The organism is Pseudomonas sp. 18.1.10, assembly GCF_024655625.1.
In the GTDB taxonomy this organism is placed as follows: Bacteria; Pseudomonadota; Gammaproteobacteria; order Pseudomonadales; family Pseudomonadaceae; genus Aquipseudomonas.
Window position 1 is genome coordinate 1 of sequence record NZ_JANLGL010000317.1, and the last position, 4,736, is coordinate 4,736.

The 4,736-nt window shown below is 60.9% G+C and carries 3 protein-coding genes; 1 reads left to right on the forward strand and 2 read right to left on the reverse strand.

Annotation, left to right across the window (positions count from 1 at the left end):
- Positions 1–103: 103 nt before the first annotated feature.
- Both NUV89_RS27675 and rep read right to left on the reverse strand, forming a co-directional pair.
- The gene (locus tag NUV89_RS27675; RefSeq protein WP_010207474.1) at positions 104–676 is read right to left on the reverse strand and encodes a xanthine phosphoribosyltransferase; all 573 of its coding nucleotides are present in this window, start codon (positions 674–676) and stop codon (positions 104–106) included.
- Positions 677–733: 57 nt separating this feature from the next.
- Positions 734–2,743: a DNA helicase Rep gene (rep, locus tag NUV89_RS27680; protein WP_257783819.1), complete on the reverse strand. Its 2,010-nt coding sequence runs from the start codon at positions 2,741–2,743 to the stop codon at positions 734–736.
- A 255-nt stretch (positions 2,744–2,998) separates the two neighbouring features.
- Here rep and NUV89_RS27685 point away from each other — a divergent pair, with 255 nt between their 5' ends.
- Positions 2,999–4,663 (forward strand): bifunctional diguanylate cyclase/phosphodiesterase, encoded by a 1,665-nt coding sequence (locus NUV89_RS27685; protein WP_257783820.1) that lies wholly within the window; start codon positions 2,999–3,001, stop codon positions 4,661–4,663.
- Positions 4,664–4,736 lie beyond the last annotated feature (73 nt).

The following is a 4,736-nucleotide window of genomic DNA, read 5'->3' on the forward strand; positions in this document are numbered from 1 at the left end:
TCGGTGGTACAGCGACATTGATGTCGCCTGACACCCCGCTATCGCAGGCAAGCCAGCTCCCACATTTTGATCTGTGTTCACTGGGGATTGGCAGTGTTGCCACTTACTCGATGAAGGTCACCACACCACCCGCCAGCGACTTCACCCGCGCCAACGACTCAACCCGATAACCCTGCGCATCCAGCTCCGCACGGCCACCCTGGAACGATTTCTCGATCACGATCCCCAAGCCGGCAACGGTCGCACCGGCCTGCTTGATGATCGAAATCAGCGCCTGGGACGCCTTGCCGTTGGCCAGGAAGTCATCGATCACCAGCACGCGGTCGCTGCTGGTCAGGTGGCGCGGGGAGATCGCCACAGTGCTTTCGACCTTCTTGGTGAAGGAGTAAACCGTCGCCGACAGCAGGTTTTCCGTCAGCGTCAGGGACTGCTGCTTGCGCGCGAAAATCACCGGTACGCCCAGGTTCAGGCCGGTCATGATCGCCGGCGCAATGCCCGACGCTTCGATGGTGACGATCTTGGTGATGCCCGAATCCTTGAACAGCGCAGCGAATTCGTCGCCGATCAGTTTCATCAGCGCCGGATCGATCTGGTGGTTCAGAAAGGCGTCGACCTTGAGTACCTGATCGGAAAGCACGATGCCTTCTTCGCGAATTTTCTTGTGCAGTGCTTCCACGAAAGCTTCCTCTGTTGACGCAATGCGCGCCGAAAGTAGATTAAAAAGTAGTCGATTCTAGCGCTTTAACATCGCGCGTATGTCCGCCAAGGCGGTGTTGCCGCGAACGGCCTTCACCTCGGTCGGGGTGTCGTCATTGCCTTCCCAGGCCAGGTCGTCCGGCGGCAGTTCGTCGAGGAACCGGCTGGGGGCACAATCGATGATTTCGCCGTATTGCTTGCGCTTGGCGGCAAAGGTGAAGGCCAGGGTCTGGCGGGCGCGGGTAATGCCCACGTAGGCCAGTCGGCGTTCTTCTTCGATGGTGTCAGCTTCGATACTGGAACGGTGTGGGAGGATTTCCTCTTCCATGCCCATGATGAACACGTAGGGGAATTCCAGGCCCTTGGAGGCATGCAAGGTCATCATCTGCACACCTTCGGCGCCGTCTTCCTCTTCCTGCTGGCGCTCCAGCATGTCGCGCAGCACCAGCTTGCCGATGGCGTCTTCGACGGTCATCTCGCCGTCTTCGTCTTTTTCCAGGGTGTTCTTCAGCGCTTCGATCAGGAACCAGACGTTGCCCATGCGGTAATCCGCGGCCTTGTCGCTGGAGCTGTTGGTGCGCAGCCAGTTTTCATAGTCGATGTCCATGACCATGCTGCGCAGGGCGCTGATCGGGTCTTCGCCGGCGCACTGCTCGCGGACCTTGTCCATGAAGCGCTTGAAGCGCGACAGGCGGTCGGTGAAACGGGTGTCCAGGTGTTCGCCGAGGCTGATTTCGTCGGTGGCGGCGTACATCGAGATCTTGCGTTCGGTGGCGTAGTTGCCGAGCTTTTCCAGGGTGGTGGAGCCGATTTCGCGGCGCGGCACGTTGATTACGCGCAGGAAGGCGTTGTCGTCGTCCGGGTTCACGATCAGCCGGAAATAGGCCATCAGGTCTTTCACTTCCTGGCGTCCGAAAAAGCTGTTGCCGCCCGACAGCCGATACGGAATCTGGTGATGCTGCAGCTTCAGCTCGATCAGCTTGGCCTGGTAGTTGCCGCGATACAGGATCGCAAAGTCGCTGTAGGGCCGGTCGGTACGCAGGTGCAAGGTCAACAACTCGACGGCCACGCGTTCGGCTTCGGCGTCTTCGTTGCGGCAGCGGATCACACGGATCTCATCGCCGTGGCCCATCTCACTCCACAGTTGTTTTTCAAACTCGTGGGGGTTGTTCGAGATCAGCACGTTGGCGCAACGCAGGATGCGGCTGGTGGAGCGGTAGTTCTGCTCCAGCATCACCACTTTCAGGGACGGGTAGTCGTCCTTGAGCAGCATCAGGTTTTCCGGGCGGGCACCGCGCCAGGCGTAGATCGACTGGTCGTCGTCGCCCACCACGGTGAACTGGTTGCGCTTGCCGATGAGCATTTTCACCAGCAGGTACTGGCTGGCGTTGGTGTCCTGGTATTCGTCCACCAGCAGGTAGCGCACCTTGTTCTGCCATTTTTCGAGGATGTCGGCGTGTTCCTCGAACAGCTTCACAGGCAGCAGGATCAGGTCGTCGAAGTCCACCGCGTTGAACGCCTTGAGCGTGCGCTGATAGTGGGTGTAGACGATGGCGGCGGTCTGTTCCTTGGGGTTGCGTGCGTTTTCCAGGGCCTGGGGCGGCAGGATCAGGTCGTTTTTCCAGGCGCCGATCATGTTCTTGATCTCGTCCACGCCGTCGTCGCCTGCGTATTCCTTTTGCATGATGTCGGTCATCAGCGACTTCACATCGGTCTCGTCGAAGATCGAAAAGCCGGGTTTGTAGCCAAGGCGAGCATGTTCCTTGCGGATGATGTTCAGGCCCAGGTTGTGGAACGTACACACGGTGAGGCCACGGCCTTCGCCACCCTTGAGCAGGGTGCCGACGCGCTCTTTCATTTCCCGCGCCGCCTTGTTGGTAAAGGTCATGGCGACGATGTACTGGGCGCGGATGCCGCAGTTCTGGATCAGGTGCGCGATCTTGCGGGTGATAACGCTGGTCTTGCCGGAGCCAGCACCGGCGAGCACCAATAGAGGGCCGCCGACGTAGTTCACGGCTTCTTGCTGCCGGGGATTGAGTCGGGACATACAGAATTTCAGGAGTCGTTATTCAAAAGGGCGGGCATTTTAACAGGCTGGCAGGATTCTGCTCTGTCAGAACGACAGTGTGACGTACCACTCGATCTAAATTTGCCGGTTTTGCTACTTTGCCGCAGGATGTCAGGGCATTTGAGACTAATGTTTACAACCTGCGTGTTTGATAACCCCTATCATTGGTGATTATCAGGCCGCACGTCATAATGCCCGCCGCCAACGAAATCTTGCAGAGTCTAGGGAGCTAGCTTGTCTACGCCTGTCGAACCCTTGCGTTTGCTGCTGCTGGCCGATGAGCCCGCGTGGGCAGCGTTGTTGCGCGAGTGCCTGGCGCCGATGGGCGATGGGGCTGTGCTAATCAGCGCGCCAAATTGGGACTCCGTAAGTCGTCTGTTCGATGACGACCACGGTGCCGTGCTATTGACCACGCCAGGCCTGCAACCGGGCCCCGGCCGTTGCAGCTTGCCGTGCGTATTGCTGCTGGAGCAGGAACCGTTGGTTTCACCGCTGGGGGTCAGCGACTGGCTGGTGCAGAGCGCATTGGACGCCGACACCCTGCGCCGCTGCCTGCGCCATGTGCGCGAACGCGGTGTGTTGGAAACCACCCTGCAACGCCTGGCCGAACAGGACCCACTCACCGGTATCGCCAACCGCCAGGGTTTCCAGACCCTGCTGGCGGCGCGGCTGGCCGAAAACGAAGGGCGCGGCCTGGCCCTCGGTCACCTGGACCTCGACAACTTCCGCCACGCCAACGATGCCCTCGGCCACCAGGCCGGCGACCGGTTGATCCTGCAAGTGGTCTCGCGCCTCAAGAGCCAGCTGGAGGCCGGCGACCAACTGGCGCGCCTGGGCAGCGACGAGTTCGCCCTGCTGATCGACACCCGCCGTGCACCCCAGCGCGCCGAGTGGATGGCCGAGCGCATTACCGAAGCCATGGCCGAACCCTATTGGGTCGATGGCGAAAGCCTGCTGATCGGATGCAGCCTGGGCGTCGCGCACGCCCGTGCCAGCGCCGGTGCCGACCCGCTGATGTGGCACGCGCATATCGCCATGCAGCAAGCCAAAAGCACCCAGGGCTGCACCTTTCATATCTTCAACGAACGCATCAACCGCAACGCGCGCAGCCTGGCCGACCTGGAAAGCGAGCTGCGCCGGGCCTTGCGCCGTGACGAACTGGAGCTGCACTACCAGCCGCGCCTGGACCTGGACGACGGGCATATCGTCGGCCTGGAAGCCTTGGTGCGCTGGCGTCACGGCGAACGTGGCCTGTTGCCGCCCAGCGAATTCGTACCCCTGGCCGAGCAAAGCGGCCTGATCGTGCCGTTGGGTTACTGGGTGATCTCCCGCGCCCTGCGCGACATGCAGGACTTGCGCGAACGCGGCCTGCCGCCGCTGCACATGGCGGTCAACCTGTCGTTCCGCCAATTCCAGGACAGCCAGTTGCTGTCCACCCTCAGTCGGCTGATTGCCGAACGTGGCGTGGAAGCGCAATGGCTGGAATTCGAACTGACCGAAACCGCGGTGATGCGCCGCAGCGACCTGGTCAAGCAGACCATGGACGCCCTCGGCCGCCTCGGCGTGCGCTTTTCCCTGGATGACTTCGGCACCGGGTTCTCATCGTTCGTGCACCTCAACAGCCTGCCGATTGCCTTGTTGAAGATCGACAAGAGCTTTGTCGGCGGCATGGAAGAGCGCGAAGAGAACCGCAAGCTGGTGCACGCGATGATTAACCTGGCCCACAACCTCAACCTGGAAGTGGTGGCCGAGGGTGTGGAAACCCCTGAGCAGCTGGCGTTGTTGCGCTTGTTTGGGTGTGACCAGGCCCAGGGGTATCTAATCAGCAAGCCGTTGCCGTTGCCGGAGTTGGTGGAATACCTCACCTATGGCAAAGGCCGGGAAGCACTGCTGGGCTGACTTGCAAACCCGGTTAACTGTGGGAGCTGGCTTGTGTGGGAGCGGGCTTGCTCGCGAAAGCGGTGGGTCAGTC

Excerpts from the sequence above, each read along its gene's own strand:
- rep (WP_257783819.1), bottom strand. The coding sequence starts at position 2,743 with ATGTCCCGACTCAATCCCCGGCAGCAAGAAGCCGTGAACTACGTCGGC.